Here is a 19,753-nt window from a genome sequence, read left to right on the forward strand (position 1 = left end):
AGTTCATCCATGAAGATGCTGTTTTCCCGTTTTGTCAGCGACGAGTCCGGCGCCACCGCCATCGAATACGGTCTGATTGCCGCTTTAGTAGCCGTTGCCATCATTACCGCGCTTACTACGCTCGGAACGGATCTCGGCAGCATCTTCGGCAAGGTCAGCGGAGAATTGCAGAAGGCGGCAAATTAAAATTTGCGCTTTGTAGGATAACGGCCCTATGCGGGGCCGTTATCCCTATTTGAAGCTCCGGATGTCTGGATACAGATCAAACATCCCTTGGAGTCGCAGCCATGATCGACATCGCCATCCTTACGCTCTTTCCTGCGCTCATGGCCTTCGCGGCCGCGAGCGACATTGCGACGATGACGATCTCGAACAAGGTCAGCCTCGCGCTTGTCGCCGGTTTCTTCCTCGTCGCCTTCGCCGCCAGCCTGCCGCTGCCGGTGATCGGCTGGCATCTGGTGGCGGGCGGTCTCGTTCTGGGGATCACCTTCGCCCTCTTCGCTGCAGGTTGGATCGGCGGGGGCGATGCCAAGCTCGCGGCGGCGACCGCGCTCTGGTTTGGCTTCGGCCACCTGGTGCCTTATCTCATCGTCACCTCAGTCCTCGGCGGCCTTCTCACCCTCGTGTTCCTGAAGCTGCGCAGAACGCCGCTGCCGGCCTTCGCCCTCGGCTGGGGCTGGGCGCAGCGCCTGCATGCCGCCAACCGCGGCATTCCCTATGGCGTCGCCCTCGCCGGCGCCGCGCTTTTCGTCTATCCGCACACGGACATCTGGCAGGCAGCGCTCATAGCCCGTTGAGGGATCCACCCACGCGCACCATTCGAGCGGTCGGACATACGTTCTGTTAACCATAATTTGACGATTGGCTGATCAGATTCGCGACAATGGGGGAGTGACCCTCGTCCGGGTCTCTGATCGACATGAAACCAGCCCGTCTCGTCATCCTCGGCGTCGCGCTCGTCGCGGGCGTGGCCGCAGCCTATCTCGCTGCAGGCCGCAAGCCGCCGCCCGCGCCGGCTCCCGTCGCGACCGCCCCGGCGCAGAAGATTGAAGAAGTGCTCGTCGCCGCCGTCGACGTACCCATGGGCAACGGCCTCAAGGCGGCGGACCTGCGCTGGCAGGCCTGGCCGGAGGATGGCGTACCAAAGGGCGCCATCACCCGCGCGGCAAGCCCCGGCGCCATGGAGGACATCTCCGGCGCGATCGCACGCACCGCCATCCTGGCGGGCGAGCCCGTCCGACACGAGCGACTGATCAAGGCCGACGGCTCGGGCTTCATGTCAGCCATCCTGCCCACCGGCAAGCGCGCCATCGCCATCAGCATCGACAACCGCGGCGCCTCCTCCGCCGGTGGCTTCATCCTGCCCAACGACCATGTCGACGTCATCCGCACCTGGCGCGACGAGGAGGCCTCGAAGCAACAGGGCGTCGACGTGACGGTGGCCGAGACCGTCCTCACCAACATCCGCGTGCTCGCCATCGGCCAGACCGTGCAGGAGAAGGACGGGGAAAAGGTCGTCACCGGCGAGACGGCGACGCTTGAGGTCGATCCCGCCCAGGCGGAAATCCTGACGCTCGCCCAGAAGGTGGGGCAGATCTCGCTCGCCCTGCGCTCCCTCGCCGATGCCAACGATACCGGCGCGATCACCCGCGGCGACGATGGCCCGCTCACCATCGTGCGCTTCGGCGTGCCGGTGCAGACCCCGAGACGCTGAGCCATGGCAGCCCCGATGCACAAGACAGCACAGCCGGCGGCGCCCGGGCCGCAAGCCACCGGAACCGCCGAGCGGAGGAGCCTGCGGCTTCTCCTGCTCGCCGGCCTCGCCGCCGCGGCACTCGCCCTGCCGGCGGCGGCTTCCCCGCAGGGAACGATGGCCGCCCCCACGCTCGCTGTTGGCGGCGACGAGCATGCCATCGCCCGCCGCATCGACCTCTCCATCGGCCGTTCGATCGTGGTCGATCTGCCGCGCGACGCCAAGGAGGTCTTTGTCGCCGACCCCAAGATCGCCAATGCCGTGGTGCGCTCGACGCGCAAGGTCTTCCTCATCGGCGTCGCCGACGGCGCCACCTCCATCTTTGTCATGGACGCCGCCGGCCGGCAGATCGCGGCCTTCGAGATCACAGTGGGCCGGGACCTCAACATCCTGCGTCAGACCTTGCGCACGGCCATGCCGCATGCCCAGATCGAGGTGAAGCCGGCGGGCGAATCCGTGCTCCTCGTCGGCTCCGTCGCCAATGCGGGCGAGGCCCAGCAAGCGAGCGATATCGCCGGTGCCTTCCTCGGCGACACCGGCGGCGCCAATGGAAGTGGCGGCCAAGGAGCGGGCGGCTCCCCGAGCCGAGTCATCAACGCGCTCACGATCCGGGGCAAGGATCAGGTCATGCTCCGCGTCACCGTGGCGGAGATCAAGCGCAACGTCGTCAAGCAGCTCGGCATCGACACGACCGGTGAATGGCGGCTCGGCGACATGACATTGACCGGGGCCGTCACCAACGCCTTCGGTCTCGGCAATGAATCGCCGGCGAGCAGTATCGGCGTCAGCGGCGGCGGCAATTCCGCGACCTTGCGCGCCCTCGAGCAGGCCGGCGTCGCCCGCACCCTCGCCGAGCCGACGCTCACCGCCGTTTCGGGCGAAACGGCGACCTTTCTCGTCGGCGGCGAGGTGCCGATCCCGACCGGCTACGACTGCCAGGGTCCGAACGGCAGCAACTGCACGACGACGGTGACCTTCAAGAAGTTCGGCGTCGCCCTCACCTTCACGCCGGTCGTGCAGTCGGAAGCACGCATGAGCCTGCGCGTCGCGACCGAGGTGTCGGAGATCGACAACCAGAACACTTACCGCAGCAACACCCTCATCATCCCCGGCTTCACCGTGCGCCGGTCGGAGACCACGGTCGAACTGCCTTCCGGCGGCACGCTCGTCACGGCCGGCCTCATCCAGCAGAAGTCGCGCCAGGCCATCAACGGCTTCCCGGGCCTGCTCAACATCCCGATCCTCGGCACGCTCTTCCGCTCGCGCGACTACCAGCGCGACGAGAGCGAGCTGATGATTGCCGTCACGCCCTATATCGCCAAGCCCATGAGCGCCAATGCCGTTACCCGGCCTGACGCCGGCTTTGCCGACGCCATGGATCCGCAGACGGTCTTCCTCGGACGCCTCAACCGCGTTTACGGCAAGGGCAGCAACGCTCCGCAGCCCGCCGTGGCGCGCGGTATCTTCGGTTTCATCAATGACTGACGGGACCAGCCACTCGCGCGGAGACGCCGCCATGCCCCGCACCCGCTCCACAGCCCTCCCTCGTCTTGCCGCGGCGCTCCTCGCCCTGCCCTTCGCCGCCTGCGGAGCCGACCGCTACGTGACCAACGCGACCTATCCGGCCGACTTCCGCGAGCGTCACCCGATCACCCTTGTCGACGCGCCGGAGACACTGGACGTCTTCGTGACATCGGCCCGCGGCATCGATGCCCGCCAGCGCGCCGATATCCTCGCCTACGCGGCCGAATACCGCCGCCACGGCAAGAGCCTAGTCACCGCCTACATGCCGGCCGGCACCGGACAGGAACGCGCCCTCCACGGGGCGCTGCAGGCGGTTCGGCAGGTCTTTTCCGAGGCTGGCGTACCGGCCTCCGCCCTGACCGTGGCGCGCTACAATCCGACCGAGCCGATGCTCGCGGCGCCCATCCGTCTGAGCTATGCCAAGCTGGGCGCCCGCGTCGACAGCAAGTGCGGCGAGTGGCCTGAGGACCTCGCCAGCGGCAGCAGCGTCGACGGCTGGAAGAATCGGCCCTACTGGAATCTCGGCTGCGCCTACCAGGCCAATTTCGCGGCGCAGGTCGCCGATCCGCTCGACCTTGCCCGGTCGCGGCCCGAGGGGCGTGTCGACACTGTCAAGCGGCTCAACGCCAACGAGAAGCTGCGCCAGGGGCAGGATCCCTCGACGAAATACACCATCGACGCCACCCAGATCAGCGACGCGGCCGGAGGCAACTGATGGCGAGCGCCCATGACCCTGCGCGCAACGAGACCGGAGAGCGCCTGATCGCGCCGGTGCCGCGCGTCACCATCGAGGCCTTCTGCGAGACGCCGGCCGTCGCCGCGGTAATGGAGATCGTCGCTGCCGACCGGCGCCTCGCCCGCGCCCAAACCAAGCTCGCCATGGGCGGCGCCTCGGCGGCGGTCGAGGCCTTCCGCCACGCCCCTACGCCCAACGTCATCATCCTCGAGACGAACAGCGACCGCGAGGCGATCCTCACCCATCTCGACAGTCTGTCGGAGGTCTGTGACGTCGGCACCCGGGTGCTCGTCGTCGGCCATGTCAACGACGTTCAGCTCTATCGCGAGCTAGTGCGCCGCGGCGTCAGCGACTATCTCATCGCCCCGCTCTCCGTCGTCGACACAATCGCCGCCATTTCGGATCTGTTCGCGACGCCCGGGGCCGAGCCGCTGGGACGCACCATCGCGGTCATCGGCGCCAAAGGCGGCGTCGGCGCCTCCACCGTGGCGCACAACCTCGGCTGGTCCATCGCCCGGTCGGCGCATCTGGCCACCGTCATCGCCGATCTCGACATCGCCTTCGGCACCGCCGGCCTCGACTTCAACCAGGACCCGCCGCAGGGCATCGCCGAGGCCGTGTTCTCGCCGGACCGGGTCGACGCCAATCTCGTCGACCGCCTGCTGTCGCGCTGCAGCGACAATCTCAGCCTGCTGGCCGCCCCGGCCGTGCTCGACCGCACCTGTGACCTCAACGAAAGCGCCTTCGACCAGCTTCTCGACGTGTTGCGCGCCTCGATCCCGGCCATCGTCCTCGACATGCCGCACGTCTGGACGGCCTGGCTGCGCCGGGTGCTGATCGCCGCCGACGAGATCGTCATCGTCGTCGAACCGGACCTCGCCAACCTGCGCAACGCCAAGAATCTCGCCGACCTCCTGCGTCAGACGCGCCCGAACGACCGCAAGCCGCGCCTCGTGCTCAACCGTGTCGGCGTGCCCAAGCGGCCGGAGATCACGGCTGCCGACTTCCTGAAGGCGTTCGACGCCGAGCTCGCCGCCACCATTCCCTTCGATGCGCAGCTTTTCGGAACGGCGGCAAACGGCGGGCAGATGCTGTCGGAGGTGCAGCCCTCCGGCAAGGTGCCCGCCGTCTTCGACGAGCTCGCCGCAGCCATCACCGGGCGGGCCGAGCAGCGGCGGGGGCGGGCTAGTGCCTTCCTGACGCCTATCATCGCCCGGCTCGCCCGGCGCAAATCATAGCGGCGGCACAGAAACGGGACGCGACATGTTCGGCAAGCGGACGAGCCAGAACGGCCCCCTCGGCGGGGCGGCACCGGCCTTCCAGCCGGCGCGGCCCACTCCGGCCGCCGCGCCGGCGCGGGTCGATCCGCCGCCACGCGCCGCGCCGGCGCCATCGACCCCGCAGCCCGAGCCGCCGCGGCCGGAAAAGCGCCACTCGGAGGAATATTACCAGACGAAGAGCATGATCTTCGGCGCCCTCATCGAAGCGATCGATCTGTCGCAGCTCGTCAAGCTCGACACAGAGACGGCGCACGACGAGATTCGCGACATCGTCACCGAAATCATCGCCCTCAAGAACGTCGTCATGTCGATCGCCGAGCAGGAGGAACTGCTCGACGACATCTGCAACGACGTGCTCGGTTACGGCCCGCTCGAGCCGCTGCTCGCCCGTGACGACATTGCCGACATTATGGTCAATGGCGCGGGCCACACCTACATCGAGGTCGCCGGCAAGATCCAGCGCTCCAACGTGCGCTTCCGTGACAACCAGCAACTGATGAACATCTGCCAGCGCATCGTCAGTCAGGTCGGCCGGCGCGTGGACGAGGCGTCCCCCATCTGCGACGCGCGCCTGCCGGATGGCTCGCGCGTCAACGTCATCGTGCCGCCGCTCGCCATCGACGGGCCAGCGCTCACCATCCGCAAGTTCAAGAAGGACAAGCTGACGCTCGACCAGTTGGTGACCTACGGCTCCGTCTCGCAGGAGGGCGCCGAGGTGCTGCGCATAATCGGCCGCGTCCGCTGCAACACCATCATCTCGGGCGGCACGGGTTCGGGCAAGACGACCCTGCTCAACTGCCTCACCCGCTACATCGACCACGACGAGCGCATCATAACCTGCGAGGATGCGGCCGAGCTGCAACTGCAGCAGCCGCATGTGGTGCGCCTGGAGACGCGCCCTCCCAACCTCGAGGGCCAGGGCCAGGTGACGATGCGTGACCTCGTGCGCAACTGCCTGCGCATGCGCCCCGAGCGCATCATCGTCGGCGAGGTGCGCGGCGCGGAAGCCTTCGACCTACTGCAGGCCATGAACACTGGCCACGACGGCTCCATGGGCACGCTCCATGCCAATTCGCCACGCGAGGCGCTGTCGCGCCTCGAATCCATGATCACCATGGGCGGCTTCGCTTTGCCCTCGCGCACCATCCGCGAGATGATCTGCGCCTCGGTCGACGTCATCATCCAGGCCGCGCGCCTGCGCGACGGCTCGCGCCGCATCACCCACATCACCGAGATCATGGGTATGGAGGGTGATGTGATCATCACACAGGACATCATGACTTACGACATCACCGGCGAGGACGCGAACGGGCGCCTCCTCGGCCAGCACCGGTCGACGGGCATCGGACGGCCGCGCTTCTGGGAGCGGGCGCGCTATTTCGGCGAGGACCAGCGCCTTGCCGCCGCGCTCGATGCCATGGAGCGCACGGGCGGCGAAGCCATCGCGTGAAGGCCGCACCATGGACGAGATGCTGCTGACCCTCTTCGGTTCCTTCGCCCCCGCGAACCTCGCCGTCGCGGCGCTGGTGACGGTGGCGGTCGGCGGCGTCGCCTACGTCCTCGTCTATCCCTGGCTGTCGGGCGAGAAGCGGGCCGAGGCACGGCAGAAGGCGCTCGTCGGCACCTCCGCCCAGCGCGCCGCCGAGCGGCTCAACGCGGCCACCGCCAGCAAGCGCGAACAGGTGGCGCAGAGCCTCAAGGAGATCGAGGCCCGCGAGAAGCGGCGCAACAGGCTCTCCCTCGAGATGCGCATCACCCAGGCCGGCCTTGCCTGGACGAAGCCGCGCTTCTTTCTCGTCAGCGCCGGGCTCGGCCTTGCCACGGCGCTCCTCCTCTTCCTCATGACGCATCGGCCCGCCATGGCACTCGCCGGCCTCTTCGTCGGCGCCCTCGGCCTGCCGCGCTGGCTGCTCGCCCACCTGCGCGGCAAGCGGATGAAACGCTTCGTCGAGGAACTGCCGAACGCCCTCGACGTCGTGGTGCGCGGCGTGCGCGCCGGCCTGCCACTCGGCGACTGCCTGAAGATCATCGCCTCGGAGGCGGCCGAGCCGGTGCGCTCCGAGTTCCGCGCCATCGTCGAGGCGCAGGCGCTCGGCCTCTCCGTGACGGACGCCTGCGCGCGACTGCCCGAGCGCATGCCCATTCCCGAAGCGAATTTCTTCGCCATCGTCATCGCCATCCAGCAGAAGGCGGGCGGGAACCTGTCGGAGGCGCTCGGCAACCTCTCGCGCGTTCTGCGCGAGCGCAAGAAGATGAAGGGCAAGATCCAGGCGATGAGCATGGAAGCCAAGGCCTCCGCCGGCATCATCGCCTCGCTGCCCTTCGTCGTCGCCATCCTCGTCTACATCACGAGCCCCAGCTACATCGAACTTCTGTGGCTCAAGGACACGGGCAAGATCGCCCTCGCCGTCTCGGGCGGCTGGATGCTGGTCGGGATCATCGTGATGCGCAACATGATCGACTTCGACTTCTGAGGAGGCACGGGTGGCGATCGTCGAGGCCCTCACCGACCGGCTGCTCGACAGTCAGTTCATGCTGGCGCTCCTTGCGGCCATCGCCGCCGCCGGTACGGTGCTGACGCTCGCCCTGCCGCTTGTCGAGCGCAACGCGCTCGACAAGCGCATGAAGGCGGTGGCACTGGAACGGGACAAGATCCGCGCCCGCGAGCGCGAGCGCATGATGGGCCAGCAGCGCGCTTCCCTGCGCCAGCAGCCCAAGGCCTACATGAAGCAGGTGGTCGACCGGTTCAACCTCGGCCACTGGCTCGGCACCGACACGGCCCGGGCACGCCTGACAATGGCCGGCTACCGCGGCCAGCAGGCGGAAATTGCCTTCTTGTTCTTCCGCATGGTGCTGCCCATCGGCCTGTGCCTCGTCACGGCCTTCTACGTCTTCGTGCTCCTCAAGCTGCATCAGCCGCTCGCCATCCGGCTCGGCATCGTCATCTTCGCCGCCTATGCCGGCATCAAGCTGCCGGAGCTCTTCGTCTCCAACGCCATCCAGAAGCGGCAGACTTCGATCCGCCGGGCTTGGCCGGACGCACTCGACCTGCTGCTGATCTGCGTCGAATCCGGCATGTCGATCGAGCAGGCCTTCCGCAAGGTGGCCCAGGAGATCGGTCCCCAGTCCGTGCCGCTCGCCGAGGAGCTGACGCTTGCCACGGCGGAACTCTCCTACCTGCCGGACCGGCGCGCCGCCTTCGAGAATCTCGGCACCCGCACGGGCCTCGACATCGTCAAGAACGTCGCGACCGCGCTCATCCAGGCCGAGCGCTACGGCACCTCGCTCGGCCAAGCCCTGCGCGTACTCGCGCAGGAGAGCCGCGACCAGCGCATGAACGAGGCCGAGAAGAAGGCGGCGGCCTTGCCGCCCAAGCTCACCGTGCCGATGATCCTCTTCTTCCTGCCGGTGCTCTTCGTCGTCATCATCACCCCGGCCCTTATCCAGGTCTTCGGCTGGAAGTGACGGATCGGCCCGCCGGAGGAAGGCAGCCATCACTCCGTGCCTGGTCGCGTGCTCGAAGGATCGCGCGCAGCTGCGCCGGCACAAAGCCGGCCTGCCACCTGCGAGCCTTACAGCACGGCATGCATGGCGCGAAAGAGTCGCGGCGCGACACCGAACCGGCGCTCGAAGGCTTCCGTGAGCCGCGCGGGCGGAAAGAGGCCGACCTGCGCCGCGACCGCTTTCAGTGAGAGCCCCCGCGACAACAGCATGCGCGCCGCATCGAGCCGCGCGGTCTCCACGAAACGGGCGGGCGTCTCGCCCGTCGCGGCCACGAACCGGCGGTGGAAGGTGCGCTCGGTCATGCCAGCGCGGGCGGCGAGCGATGGCACATCGAGCGGAGCATCGAGGTTGGCCTGAATCCATCCGATGAGGTCCGCGAACGGGCTGTCGCCCTTGACCTGCGCCTTGAGGACGGGGCTGAACTGGGACTGGTAGCCGGGGCGGCGGGCATAGAGGATGAGCCGCTTCGCGACCTCGCCGGCGATCGTTGCGTCGAGGTCGTGCGCGATCATCGCCAGCGCCATGTCGATGCCGGTCGTCACCCCGGCCGAGGTCCAGAGCCGCCCGTCGACGACATAGAGCGCGTCCGAATCCACCGCGACCTTCGAAAAGGCGTCGGCAAACCGTCGGCATGCATCCCAGTGGGTCGCGACGCGATGGCCGTCGAAGAGACCGAGCGCCGCCAGCACGAAGCCGCCGGTGCAGACGGAGCCGAAGCGCTCGGCCTGCCGGACGAGTGGCGGCAGAGCGGCCCGCAACACCGGGTCCGCCACCGCCGGCAGGAGGTGCTCCCGTTCCGCGCCGACGACCAGCACGGTCTGGACGTCCCCAGGGCGCACATCGGTAATGGACCGCGTCTCGACCGCGACCCCGCTGCTGCTCTCCACGGCCCCGCCTGCGGCCGACAGCAGCGTGACTCGGTAGAACGCGGACCTCCCGTTCTGACCGAGAGCACGATTGGCGCCGGTGAACACGGATGCCGGCCCCGAGGGATCGAGCAGTTCGAAACCGGGATAGACCACGAAGGCCACGTGATGCATTGGCAGAAATTAGCGGTTATTTGTCATTCTTGCCAGAACGGACGACATCTAGTGTTGCTCGGGAAGCGCTGGGAGGCGCTCGATGCCGGAGCAGCTGCGTATGTCGAAGGTCCACCTCTTGTCAGGCGTTATGGTGGTCCTCATCCTCTGCCTCGCAGGTTTCGGAGGCTGGATCCTCAGCCTGCCGGCAGCACCGGCAGCTGTCGCGGCGCCGCCGGTCCCACGGGAGGAGGCGGAGGCCATGCTCGCTGCACTGAAACCCGCGAAACGCGCGCGTCCGCTCATCGCCGTCATCGCCCTCAACAACGCCACGGAGACGACCGACTATCTGGTGCCCTCGGGAATCCTGCGGCGCGCCGGTGTTGCCGATGTGATGATGCTCGCAACCGGCCCGGGGCCGGTGACGCTCTATCCGGCCCTCCGGGTCGTCCCCGATGCGACGCTCGCGCAATTCGACGCCGCGCATCCCGAAGGGGCGGACTATGTCATCGTGCCCGCCATGAGCCGCGACGACGACCCGGCCGTGCTCGCCTGGCTTACGTCCCAAGCGGCCAAGAAGGCGCGGATCATCGGCATCTGCGCCGGTGCCAAGGTCGTCGCTGCTGCCGGCCTGCTCGATGGCAGGCGCGCGACGACCCACTGGTATTATCTGCGCGAAATGCTGCGATGGAGCCCGACGACCACCCATGTCGCCGACCGGCGCATGGTGAGCGATGAGGCCGTCACGACCACCACGGGCATCAGCGCCTCCATGCCGATGATGCTGACGCTGATCGAGGCGATCGCTGGCCGGACCAAGGCAGAGGCAGTGGCCCGCAACCTCGGCATCGGGGCTTGGGATGCCCGGCACGCGAGCGGCGCGTTCAGGCTCACGCGCCCCTTCGCGGTGACCGTGCTCGCGAACAGGATCGCCTTCTGGAACCGGGACGAGTTCGGCCTCCGCCTCGAGCCGGGCGTGGACGAGGTGTCGCTGGCGCTGATGGCCGATGCCTGGTCGCGCACCTACCGGTCGCACGTCACGAGCTTCGCCGCTTCGGCGGATGCGATCGAGACCCGCAGCGGCCTTCGGCTCATCCCGGAAAGCCTTGCCGATGACTGGCCGGAAACCCGGCGCATCCTGCCCCTGCCGGCCGAGCGGCCGGCCCATGCGCTCGACCGGACGCTCGACGCGATCGCCGCGCGCTACGGAGGCGCCACCGCCGACGTGGTCGCCATGCAGCTCGAATACCCCCGCATGACGGCAGGCCGTTAGGCCGAACACGCGGCTCCCCCACGGCCTCCGCCTCGCGGGTCCGGCAGTGAACACCAGCAGGAGCAACCGACATGAGAAGGATCATCGCAACCGCCTATGTGTCACTCGACGGCGTCATGCAGGCTCCGGGGGGCCCGGAAGAGGATACCACGGGCGGCTTCGCTCTTGGCGGATGGCTCGTGCCCTATTGGGACGACATGATGAACAAGCGCATCATCGACAGCATAGCCGAGCCCTTCGACCTTCTTCTGGGGCGCCGGACATACGAGATCTTCGCCGCCTACTGGCCGCACGCCGGTGACAACCCGATCGCCAACCGTTTCAACGCGGCGACCAAATACGTCGCCACGCGCAGCCTCGACCATCTCGACTGGGCCGGTTCCATCCGCATCGGCGGCGACGTGGCAGCCGAGATCCCGCGGCTGAAATCGGGCGACGGCCCGGACATCCAGACCTGGGGCAGCAGCGATCTGTTGCAGACGCTGACAACCGCCGGGCTGATCGACGAATACCGCGTCTGGATCTTTCCGCTTATCCTGGGGCGCGGAAAGCGCCTGTTCGAGGACCGCCTCCCGGCGCGGGCGCTCGCGCTCGCCGACACGACGACCTCATCGACCGGCGTGGTGATCAACACGTACCGGCCGGCGGGGGAGGTGAAACCGGGATCGTTCGTCGCCGACGCGCCGTCCGACGCGGAACTGGCGCGGCGCAGGAAGCTGGCGGACGAAGCCCGCGCATCGTGAGCCCGGGCGGTGGCGGCGAAACGGCCTCGCCGAGGCGCCGGGCACCCGACGAAGAGGAGCACCAGCCATGTCGCTTGCCCGCGTTCAGAACTTCTCCGTCTCGCTCGATGGTTTCGGCACCGGCGAGGGCCTGAGCCGTGACGAGCCGTTCGGCCACGCCGGCGAGCGGCTGCACCAATGGATGTTCGCCACCCGGTGGGGCCGCGAGATGTTCGGCCTGCCGCCCGGCGGCACCGGCGGCGTCGACGATGCCTTCGCGCGGCAGTTCTATCCCGGCATCGGCGCCGAGATCATGGGTGCCGGGAAGTTCGGCCCTCCCGGCTGGCAGGAGAACCCGGAGTGGACGGGCTGGTGGGGGTCGAACCCGCCGTTTCATACGCCGGTCTTCGTCCTCACCCACCACCGGCGCCCGTCGATCGCGATCGGAGGCGGCACGACCTTCCATTTCATCGATGCCCCGCCGGCCGAAGCGCTGAAGCTCGCCCGCGAGGCGGCCAGCGGCAGGGACGTGCGCATCGGCGGCGGATCGATCGTCGTTCGAGACTTCCTGGCCGCGCGGCTCGTCGACCATGCGCATATCGCGGTGGTCCCGATCCTGCTCGGCCGGGGCGTACGTCTCTGGGACGGACTGGAGGGCCTCGAGAGCGATTACCAGATCGAAGCCACTTCCTCGCCCAGCGGCGTGACGCACATGACCTTCACGCGGAAAGATACGTGAAGCGCACCGTGAACCCAATCTCGCCAACGGATTAGCCGTGCGAGCATCGCGGTCCCGTGCCGCAGCGTCGCACTTCAACGGCATTTGCCACATGGTGGCCGCCGGCGAGGGCGTCGGTGCCGCGCCCGAGGTCGCGGTACGCCGCTGCGGACGGTTCATGAGGCTCCAGTGGCTTCGGCGCACCGATGCCTGGGCCACGCACCGGCTGGCGAACTACGCCCGCCACAGGGCGGACCCGCGTCGCCGGTGCGGGCTGTGTGCGTCCCCCGCATGCGGCGGTTGCGCTCTGACGTCTCCGGGCAACTGAATGCGGCGGTTTCGGAACCCGATGGCGGAGCAGCGGTTTCAGGGACGCATTCACTCCACTTTTCGCCCGTAGGGATCTTCCACCACGACCAGACCGAGGAGGCCGGCCGATGCTCGTGCAGATCGGAACGCTCATTGCTGCGACGAGCCTTGTTCAACTGGCCAACGGCTTCTTCAATACCTTCCTCTCGCTGCGCCTGACCATGGAGGATTTCGGCCCGACAAACACCGGCGTCGTCCTCAGCGCCTATTTCATCGGCTTCACCGCCGGCGCCGTCTGGTCGGGACGGCTGATCCGGCGCATCGGCCACATCCGCGCCTATGCGGCCTTCGCCGGCATGGTCGTGGCCGCGACGGCCGCCATGCCACTCGCCGTCTCGCCCACCGTCTGGATCGCCTGCCGGGCCGCCATCGGCCTCGGCTGCGTCGGCCTCTTCATCACCACCGAGAGCTGGCTCAACGCCAAGGCGGAGGCGAGCCAGCGCGGCCGCGTCTTCTCGGTCTACATGGTCGGCACCTTCACGGCCCTCGCCATCGGGCAGCTGCTGATCGGGCAATTGACGATCCAGTCCGCCGCCCCGTTCTACGTCATCATCGTGCTCTTCGCCCTCGCGCTCGTCATGGTCACGCTAACGCGGGCGGAAGCGCCCGGGATCATGCCGGAGGCGACGCTGCCCTACGGCGATCTCACCCGCCAGGCGCCGGTTGCCGTAACGGGCTGCGTCATCGGCGGCATGATCACCAGCGCCTTCTATGCCCTGGTGCCGGCCTGGATGCTGCGCGACGGCATCACGCAGGACACCATCGCCGTCTTCATGCTGGTGGCCGTGCTCGGCGGGCTTGCGCTGCAGGTGCCCGTGGGACGCCTGTCCGACCGCAATGACCGCCGCCTGGTCCTCGCCGGCCTTGCGGTGGGCTTTGCGGTTTCGGCCCTGCTGCTCGCGGTGCTACCGCCCAACCCGGCCGCGGTCCTGCCGGTCGCGGCGCTGCTTGGCGGCTTCATGTCGACCCTCTATCCGGTCAGCGTCGCCCACGCGCTCGACCGCATGCCCGCCGACCGCGTGGTGGCGGTCAGCGGCCGGCTGGTGCTCGTCAGCGGCTTCGGCTCGGCCCTCGGCCCGATGATCGGCTCGGGCGTGATGGCGCGGCTCGATATCGACGGCCTCCTGTATTTCATGGCATCGGTCGCTCTCCTGCTCGCTGCCGTGGCCCGGATACGCATCGCCTCGCGACCGCCCCCGGCCGTGCGCGCCGAGCGGCCTTTCGACATCCTCGACCCGACGACTGCCCCCATCTCGCAGGAGCCCGAGGCCACCGATCCCGACGGCGGCCCACGCGCCGTACCTAACTGAGCGCCTGCTCCGGCTGCTATTTCGGTACCGCCCCATGCACTTCGCGTCCGCGAGTGTGATTGACGGCGTGAAAGGCGAGTGCTTTCCTTCGCCCGGCAAAGTCGACGCGCCGGAAAGACTTGGACTCGCTCAACTTTAATTCAAATGCCGGCGCAATCCAGAAGCGGGAGGCAGTTGTGAGCCGTATTCGACCGTTCCTCTGCGCCGTCGCTGCGCTGTTCGCGCTCACGACCCTGGCGCAGGCCGAGACCGTCTATCACCGCGGCAATGCCGGCGACCCGAAGACGCTCGACGCGCACCAGACCTCGATCGACGTCGAGGCCAATATCCTGTGGGATCTGCTTGAGGGTCTTGTCGCCTATGACGCGGCCGGCAAGGTAGTCCCCGGCGCGGCCAAGAGCTGGACCATGTCGCAGGATGGGACGGTCTACACCTTCAAGCTGCGCGCCGACGGCAAGTGGTCGAACGGCGATCCCGTCAAGGCCTCCGACTTCGTCTTCTCCTTCCGCCGCATCATGGATCCGCAGACGGCGGCGAAATACGCTTCGCTGCACTACCCCATCAGGAACGCCGAGAAGATCAACAAGGGCGAGATCAAACCCGAGGAACTCGGCGTGAAGGCCGTCGACGACCTGACGCTCGAGATCGCGCTCGAGCGGCCGACGCCCTATTTCCTCGAATTGCTCACGCACCAGACGGCGCTGCCGATGCATCAGGCGAGCGTCGAGAAATTCGGCAAGGACTTCGTGCGGCCGGGCAACTTCGTCTCCAACGGCGCCTACAGCCTCGCCGAGAACGTGCCGGGCGACCACATCAAGGTGGTCAAGAACCCGCACTACTGGGATGCGGCCAATGTCAAGGTCGACGTGGTCATGTTCTACCCGACCGAGGACAACGCCGCCGCGGTGCGCCGCTTCATGGCCGGCGAGCTCGACACCAACTACCAGTTCCCCATCGACCAGCTGCCCTTCCTCAAGGAGAAGCTGGGCGGCCAGGTGAGGACCTCGCCCTATCTCGCCATCGAATATTACGCCATCAACAACAAGAAGGAGCCGTTCAGCGACCCGCGCGTGCGCCGCGCCCTCGCCATGGCCATCGACCGCGACTTCCTCGCCGACAAGATCTGGAGCGGGGCCGCCGTGCCCGCCTACAGCCTCGTGCCGCCGGGCATCAACGGCTACACGCCGGCCGAGGCCGAATTCGCCGCGCTGTCGCAGCTCGACCGCGAGGACGAGGCCAAGAAGCTGATCGAGGAGGCCGGCTACGGCCCGGGCGGCAAGCCGCTCAAGATCGAGATCCGCTACAACACCAACGACGCGCACAAGAAGGTGGCGACCGCCATCGCCGACATGTGGAAGCAGGTGTTCGGCGCCGAGGTCACGCTACTCAACACCGACATCAAGACGCATTACGCCCATCTGCAGAACAGGGGCGACTTCGATGTCGCGCGCGCCGGCTGGGTCGGCGACTATGCCGATGCGCAGAATTTCCTCTATCTCGGCGTCACCGGCAATGCCGTCGGCAACTATTCGCAGTTCAGCAACGCGAAGTTCGACGAGCTCGTGAAGACCTCCGACGCGACGCTCGATCCCGCGGAGCGGGCGAAGATCATGGCCGAGGCCGAGGCCATCCTGCTCGCCGAGATGGGTCTCATCCCCATCCTCAACCGCACGTCGCTCCACCTCGTCTCCGACAAGGTGAAGGGCTGGGCCGATAATGTGCGCAACGTGCATCGCAGCCGCTACATCAGCATCGAGCGTTGATGAATCCCGGGCGGCCCCGCCGGGGCCGCCGTTCGCTGCGGAGACTTCATGCTCACCTACACCCTGCGCCGCCTCCTCAGTGCCGCCCCCACGCTTTTCGTCATCGTCACCGTCGCGTTCTTCCTGGTGCGCTTCGCCCCAGGCGGCCCCTTCGACCTCGAGCAGCCGCTCGCCCCGCAGGTGCTCGACAACCTGCGGCGCGCCTACAGCCTCGACCAGCCGCTCCACGTCCAGTACCTCGACTATCTCGGCAAGCTGGTGCGCGGCGACTTCGGCCCGAGCTATGTCGCGATCGACTTCACGGTCGGCGAGATGCTGCGCCGCGCCCTGCCCTATTCCGTCACGCTCGGCCTCAGCGCCCTCGCCCTGGCGATCTTCGGCGGCGTCGCGGCCGGCGTCTTCGCCGCCCTGCGCCAGAACAGCGCCGCGGACTATTCCGTCATGACCGTGGCGACGGTCGGCGTCACGGTGCCCAATTTCGTCGTCGCCCCCGTCCTGCAGCTCGTCTTCGGCCTCATGCTCGGGCTGCTGCCCATCGGCGGCTGGGGCGACGGCGGCCTCGCCCACCGGCTGATGCCGACGGTGGCGCTCGCCCTGCCGCAGATGGCGGTGATCGCACGGCTCACCCGCTCATCCATGATCGAGGCCTTGCGCGCCGACCACATCCGTACGCTCAGGGCGAGCGGCCTGCCCGGCCATGTCATCATCCGCCACGCCCTCAAGGGGGCGCTCTTGCCGGTGATCTCCTATCTCGGGCCGGCGGCCGCCGCCCTCGTCACCGGCTCGGTGGTCATCGAGAAGATCTTCGCCATTCCCGGCATCGGCGCCTATTTCGTCGAGGGCGCGCTCAACCGGGACTACACCCTCGTCATGGGCACGGTCGTGACGCTGGCCGGCTTCGTCGTCGTCTTCAACCTCCTCGTCGACCTCGCCTATGCGGCGCTCGACCCGCGGGTGCGCTATGACTGACGGTACGCTCGCCACCGATGCCGCCGCGGCGAAACCCGCCCCCGCCGGCCACAGCCTCTTGGCGCTCGCCATGCGGCGCCTCCTGCGCAACCGCGCGGCCGTCGCGGGCAGCATCGTCCTTGCCCTCATCACCCTCTTCTGCGTCGCGGGCCCCTGGCTGTCGCCGCATCCCTACGACCGCGTCTACCGTTCCTATGTCGCGATGCCGCCGAGCCTCGAGCTTTATCCGAAGGAATCGGCGCTCGCCGGCGCCATGGGCGAGGCGCTGGAGCGGGCCCGCCTCGCCATGGCCGACTTCTCTGTCGACGGCGACAGCTTCCGCGTCACGCTGCGCTCTGACCGGCCGATCGACCCGCGCAACACGCGCTACATCGAACGGCTCGACGAATTTGCCGATCCGCGCGTGGTCGAGACGCTGGACGAGGGGCGCACGCTCGTCGTCGCGGGCCGCGTCAACCGCCAGCTCTTCCTGATGGGGACCGACCGCAGCGGCCGGGACCTGATGACGCGCATCATGGTCGGTGGCCGCATCTCCCTGCTCGTCGGCCTGCTCGCCACCTTCGTCAGCCTCGTCATCGGCGTCGCCTACGGCGCCATCGCGGGCTTTGCCGGCGGGCGCGTCGACAATCTCATGATGCGCTTCGTCGATGTGCTCTATTCCCTGCCCTTCGTCTTCTTCGTCATCCTGCTCGTCGTCTATTTCGGCCGTGACTTCGTGCTCATCTTCGTCGCCATCGGCGCCGTCGAATGGCTCGACATGGCGCGCATCGTGCGTGGCCAGACGCTGGCGCTGAAGCGCCGCGAGTTCGTGCAGGCAGCGGAGGCCCTCGGCGTCGGCACGGGCGGCATCCTGAGGCGCCACATCGTGCCGAACCTCCTCGGCCCCGTCGTCGTCTTCGTGACGCTGATGGTGCCCAAGATCATCCTGCTCGAGAGCTTCCTCTCCTTCCTCGGCCTCGGCGTGCAGGCGCCGCTGACGAGCTGGGGCGTGCTCATCTCGGAAGGCGCGGCCAACATCCAGAGCGCGCCTTATCTCATCATCTTCCCGTCCATCTTCTTCGTCGCCACGCTCTTCGCCCTCAACTTCATCGGCGATGGCCTGCGCGACGCGCTCGACCCGAGGGACCGCTGATGGCCGATACCGTGCTCAGCGTCCGCGGGCTCAGCGTCCGCTTCGAGACCGAGAGTGGTGCGGTCGAGGCCGTGAAGGGCATCGACCTCGACGTCGACGCCGGCGAGACGGTGGCCATTGTCGGCGAATCCGGCTCCGGCAAGAGCCAGACCATGATGGCGGTCATGGGCCTTCTTGCCCGCAACGGCCGCGCCGACGGCTCCGTCCGCTACCGCGGCGAGGAGATCCTCGGCTTGCCGGCGCGCGCGCTCAACCGCTACCGGGGGCGCAAGATCACCATGATCTTCCAGGAGCCGATGACCTCGCTCGACCCGCTCTACCGCATCGGCGAGCAGATCGCGGAGCCGCTGATGCGCCACGCCGGGCTCTCCCGCACGGCGGCCCGTCGGCGCGCCGTCGAGCTGCTCGACCTCGTGCACATCCCTGATCCGGAGCGGCGCCTTGCCGCCTATCCGCACGAACTGTCCGGTGGCCAGCGCCAGCGCGTGATGATCGCCATGGCGCTTGCCAACGATCCCGACATCCTCATCGCCGACGAGCCGACGACGGCGCTCGACGTCACCGTGCAGGCGCGCATCCTCGAGCTCCTGTCCGAGCTCAAGGCGCGGCTCGGCATGGCCATCGTCTTCATCACCCATGACCTCGGCATCGTCCGGCGCTTCGCCGACCGCACCTACGTCATGAAGAGCGGCGAGGTGGTGGAGAGCGGCGCGACCGGCACGCTCTTCGAGCGGCCGCGGCACGACTATACGCGCATGCTGATCGAGGCGGAGCCGAGCGGCCGCAAGTCCCCGCCGCCGCCCGACAGCCCGACCGTGCTTACGGCCGAGGACGTGCGCGTCGTCTTCACCAGGCACGAGGGCCTGTTCGGCCGCAGGCGGCACGACCTGCGCGCGGTCGACGGCGTCGATCTCACCGTGCGCCGCGGCGAGACCGTCGGCGTCGTGGGTGAATCGGGCTCCGGCAAGTCGACGCTCGGCCGCGCCCTGCTGCGCCTGATGCCGGCGGCCGGCCTCGTGCGCTACGAGGACCGCGCGCTGATGCCGCTCGACCGGGCCGCCATGCGGCCGCTGCGCCGGCACATGCAGCTCGTCTTCCAGGACCCCTTCGGCTCCCTGTCGCCGCGGCTGACCGCGGGCGAGATCGTCACCGAGGGCCTCCTCGTGCACGAACCGGGCCTGACCCGCGCCGAGCGCGACCGCCGCGCCGCCTTCGCCTTCGAGGAGGTGTGGCTCGACCCGGCCACCCGCCACCGCTTCCCGCACGAATTCTCGGGCGGGCAGCGCCAGCGCATCGCCATCGCGCGCGCCATGATCCTCAAGCCGGCGCTCGTCGTGCTCGACGAGCCCACATCGGCCTTGGACCGTTCGGTGCAGAAGAGCATCGTGGAGTTGCTGCGCCACCTGCAGGAGAAGCACGGCCTCGCCTATATCTTCATCAGCCACGACCTCGCCGTGGTGCGGGCGCTCTCCGACGAGATCATGGTGATGAAATCGGGCAAAGTGGTCGAACGCGGCTCGGTCGAGGCGATCTTCGACAAGCCGCGCGAAGCCTATACGCGCGAATTGATCGCCGCCGCGTTCCTCGATGGGCGCGGCGTGCACATGGAGGCCGCCGCCGGACCAGGGCTCTGAGGCCAGCGGAGGAAGTCTTCCCCCTCCGTCCGAAGGCGGCGCCGCGC

18 protein-coding genes are annotated in these 19,753 nt (G+C 68.2%); 17 read left to right on the forward strand and 1 reads right to left on the reverse strand.

Translation table 11 applies throughout. The annotated features are described in order from the left end of the window. The first annotated feature begins 9 nt into the window (after positions 1–9). From BOQ54_RS16295 to BOQ54_RS16335, 9 genes are all read left to right on the forward strand, one after another. Positions 10–186, forward strand: coding sequence for a Flp family type IVb pilin (locus BOQ54_RS16295; RefSeq protein ID WP_063189812.1), 177 nt, complete (start codon positions 10–12; stop codon positions 184–186). Between the two features lie 101 nt (positions 187–287). Beyond that, on the forward strand, positions 288–797 hold the full coding sequence (locus BOQ54_RS16300; protein WP_055460159.1) for an A24 family peptidase: 510 nt from the start codon (positions 288–290) through the stop codon (positions 795–797). 122 nt (positions 798–919) lie between these two features. Beyond that, positions 920–1,714: a Flp pilus assembly protein CpaB gene (gene cpaB, locus BOQ54_RS16305; RefSeq protein WP_071924293.1), complete on the forward strand. Its 795-nt coding sequence runs from the start codon at positions 920–922 to the stop codon at positions 1,712–1,714. A 15-nt stretch (positions 1,715–1,729) separates the two neighbouring features. Beyond that, a complete protein-coding gene (locus BOQ54_RS16310) occupies positions 1,730–3,238 on the forward strand; it encodes a type II and III secretion system protein family protein (RefSeq protein WP_082464866.1) in 1,509 nt (502 codons plus the stop codon). 31 nt (positions 3,239–3,269) lie between these two features. Further along, positions 3,270–3,992, forward strand: coding sequence for a CpaD family pilus assembly protein (locus BOQ54_RS16315; protein WP_055460156.1), 723 nt, complete (start codon positions 3,270–3,272; stop codon positions 3,990–3,992). After that, positions 3,992–5,251, forward strand: a complete 1,260-nt coding sequence (locus tag BOQ54_RS16320; RefSeq protein WP_055460155.1) for an AAA family ATPase — start codon at positions 3,992–3,994, stop codon at positions 5,249–5,251. The genes BOQ54_RS16315 and BOQ54_RS16320 overlap by 1 nt, the downstream gene beginning before the upstream one ends. Positions 5,252–5,276: 25 nt before the next feature. Next, a complete protein-coding gene (locus BOQ54_RS16325; RefSeq protein ID WP_071924295.1) occupies positions 5,277–6,743 on the forward strand; it encodes a CpaF family protein in 1,467 nt (488 codons plus the stop codon). Positions 6,744–6,762: 19 nt separating this feature from the next. Continuing rightward, the gene (locus BOQ54_RS16330) at positions 6,763–7,767 is read left to right on the forward strand and encodes a type II secretion system F family protein (protein WP_071924547.1); all 1,005 of its coding nucleotides are present in this window, start codon (positions 6,763–6,765) and stop codon (positions 7,765–7,767) included. A gap of 16 nt (positions 7,768–7,783) precedes the next feature. Beyond that, a complete protein-coding gene (locus BOQ54_RS16335) occupies positions 7,784–8,758 on the forward strand; it encodes a type II secretion system F family protein (protein WP_245280586.1) in 975 nt (324 codons plus the stop codon). A 107-nt stretch (positions 8,759–8,865) separates the two neighbouring features. Here the strand turns inward: BOQ54_RS16335 and BOQ54_RS16340 are convergent, their stop codons facing one another. After that, a complete protein-coding gene (locus BOQ54_RS16340) occupies positions 8,866–9,837 on the reverse strand; it encodes a GlxA family transcriptional regulator (RefSeq protein ID WP_071924296.1) in 972 nt (323 codons plus the stop codon). 100 nt (positions 9,838–9,937) lie between these two features. Here BOQ54_RS16340 and BOQ54_RS16345 point away from each other — a divergent pair, with 100 nt between their 5' ends. The 8 genes from BOQ54_RS16345 to BOQ54_RS16380 all read left to right on the forward strand — a co-directional run bounded on the left by BOQ54_RS16345 (position 9,938) and on the right by BOQ54_RS16380 (position 19,706). After that, positions 9,938–11,089 carry a DJ-1/PfpI family protein gene (locus BOQ54_RS16345; RefSeq protein WP_071924297.1) on the forward strand — a complete coding sequence of 384 codons (1,152 nt, stop codon included), beginning with the start codon at positions 9,938–9,940 and terminating at the stop codon, positions 11,087–11,089. 71 nt (positions 11,090–11,160) lie between these two features. Next, positions 11,161–11,832, forward strand: coding sequence for a dihydrofolate reductase family protein (locus BOQ54_RS16350; RefSeq protein ID WP_071924298.1), 672 nt, complete (start codon positions 11,161–11,163; stop codon positions 11,830–11,832). A 67-nt stretch (positions 11,833–11,899) separates the two neighbouring features. Beyond that, positions 11,900–12,550: a dihydrofolate reductase family protein gene (locus tag BOQ54_RS16355; protein WP_071924299.1), complete on the forward strand. Its 651-nt coding sequence runs from the start codon at positions 11,900–11,902 to the stop codon at positions 12,548–12,550. A 416-nt stretch (positions 12,551–12,966) separates the two neighbouring features. Further along, on the forward strand, positions 12,967–14,208 hold the full coding sequence (locus BOQ54_RS16360; RefSeq protein ID WP_055460150.1) for an MFS transporter: 1,242 nt from the start codon (positions 12,967–12,969) through the stop codon (positions 14,206–14,208). Between the two features lie 176 nt (positions 14,209–14,384). Then, the gene (locus tag BOQ54_RS16365; RefSeq protein WP_245316248.1) at positions 14,385–15,971 is read left to right on the forward strand and encodes a peptide ABC transporter substrate-binding protein; all 1,587 of its coding nucleotides are present in this window, start codon (positions 14,385–14,387) and stop codon (positions 15,969–15,971) included. 48 nt (positions 15,972–16,019) lie between these two features. After that, positions 16,020–16,940, forward strand: a complete 921-nt coding sequence (locus BOQ54_RS16370; protein ID WP_055460149.1) for an ABC transporter permease — start codon at positions 16,020–16,022, stop codon at positions 16,938–16,940. Beyond that, complete coding sequence (locus BOQ54_RS16375; RefSeq protein ID WP_055460148.1) at positions 16,933–18,072, forward strand: ABC transporter permease; 1,140 nt, start codon at positions 16,933–16,935, stop codon at positions 18,070–18,072. Before BOQ54_RS16370 ends, BOQ54_RS16375 begins: the two co-directional genes overlap by 8 nt. Next, complete coding sequence (locus BOQ54_RS16380; RefSeq protein ID WP_063189793.1) at positions 18,072–19,706, forward strand: ABC transporter ATP-binding protein; 1,635 nt, start codon at positions 18,072–18,074, stop codon at positions 19,704–19,706. The genes BOQ54_RS16375 and BOQ54_RS16380 overlap by 1 nt, the downstream gene beginning before the upstream one ends. Positions 19,707–19,753: the final 47 nt, after the last annotated feature.

Source organism: Chelatococcus daeguensis (genome assembly GCF_001887265.1).
Classification (GTDB): domain Bacteria; phylum Pseudomonadota; class Alphaproteobacteria; order Rhizobiales; family Beijerinckiaceae; genus Chelatococcus_A; species Chelatococcus_A sambhunathii.

Bases quoted from the DNA above. Each gene is read 5' to 3' on its own strand.
- BOQ54_RS16295 (WP_063189812.1), top strand. From the start codon at position 10: ATGAAGATGCTGTTTTCCCGTTTTGTCAGCGACGAGTCCGGCGCCACC.
- BOQ54_RS16300 (WP_055460159.1), top strand. From the start codon at position 288: ATGATCGACATCGCCATCCTTACGCTCTTTCCTGCGCTCATGGCCTTC.
- cpaB (WP_071924293.1), top strand. From the start codon at position 920: ATGAAACCAGCCCGTCTCGTCATCCTCGGCGTCGCGCTCGTCGCGGGC.
- BOQ54_RS16310 (WP_082464866.1), top strand. From the start codon at position 1,730: ATGCACAAGACAGCACAGCCGGCGGCGCCCGGGCCGCAAGCCACCGGA.
- BOQ54_RS16315 (WP_055460156.1), top strand. From the start codon at position 3,270: ATGCCCCGCACCCGCTCCACAGCCCTCCCTCGTCTTGCCGCGGCGCTC.
- BOQ54_RS16320 (WP_055460155.1), top strand. From the start codon at position 3,992: ATGGCGAGCGCCCATGACCCTGCGCGCAACGAGACCGGAGAGCGCCTG.
- BOQ54_RS16325 (WP_071924295.1), top strand. From the start codon at position 5,277: ATGTTCGGCAAGCGGACGAGCCAGAACGGCCCCCTCGGCGGGGCGGCA.
- BOQ54_RS16330 (WP_071924547.1), top strand. From the start codon at position 6,763: ATGCTGCTGACCCTCTTCGGTTCCTTCGCCCCCGCGAACCTCGCCGTC.
- BOQ54_RS16340 (WP_071924296.1), bottom strand. From the start codon at position 9,837: ATGCATCACGTGGCCTTCGTGGTCTATCCCGGTTTCGAACTGCTCGAT.
- BOQ54_RS16345 (WP_071924297.1), top strand. From the start codon at position 9,938: ATGTCGAAGGTCCACCTCTTGTCAGGCGTTATGGTGGTCCTCATCCTC.
- BOQ54_RS16350 (WP_071924298.1), top strand. From the start codon at position 11,161: ATGAGAAGGATCATCGCAACCGCCTATGTGTCACTCGACGGCGTCATG.
- BOQ54_RS16355 (WP_071924299.1), top strand. From the start codon at position 11,900: ATGTCGCTTGCCCGCGTTCAGAACTTCTCCGTCTCGCTCGATGGTTTC.
- BOQ54_RS16360 (WP_055460150.1), top strand. From the start codon at position 12,967: ATGCTCGTGCAGATCGGAACGCTCATTGCTGCGACGAGCCTTGTTCAA.
- BOQ54_RS16370 (WP_055460149.1), top strand. From the start codon at position 16,020: ATGCTCACCTACACCCTGCGCCGCCTCCTCAGTGCCGCCCCCACGCTT.
- BOQ54_RS16375 (WP_055460148.1), top strand. From the start codon at position 16,933: ATGACTGACGGTACGCTCGCCACCGATGCCGCCGCGGCGAAACCCGCC.
- BOQ54_RS16380 (WP_063189793.1), top strand. From the start codon at position 18,072: ATGGCCGATACCGTGCTCAGCGTCCGCGGGCTCAGCGTCCGCTTCGAG.